The organism is Leifsonia sp. HAY1-4F, assembly GCF_056755275.1.
In genome coordinates, this window is sequence record NZ_JBNDHX010000446.1 from 1 (window position 1) to 251 (window position 251).

The 251-nt window shown below is 65.7% G+C and carries 1 pseudogene; it reads left to right on the plus strand.

Annotation, left to right across the window (positions count from 1 at the left end):
* Positions 1–40: 40 nt before the first annotated feature.
* Positions 41–145, plus strand: a pseudogene (locus ACPYOG_RS20130) (ABC transporter ATP-binding protein); the annotation flags it as partial.
* Between the last annotated feature and the right edge of the window lie 106 nt (positions 146–251).

Here is a 251-nt window from a genome sequence, read left to right on the forward strand (position 1 = left end):
CGGAGATGTGTATAAGAGGCAGTTCTAGCATCGACACCGGCTCGTCGGCCTGCAGCGCGAAGTCGGGCTCGGGGTGCTCTACATCACCCACGACCTGGCCACAGCGCGCCACTTCAGCGACGAGATCATCGTGCTCAACCAGGGCCTGTCTCTTATACACATCTCCGAGCCCACGAGACACTCGCTAATCTGGGGGGGGGGTGTTTGGTTGGGGAAAGGGGGGGGGGGGGGGGGGGGGGGGGGGGGGGGGG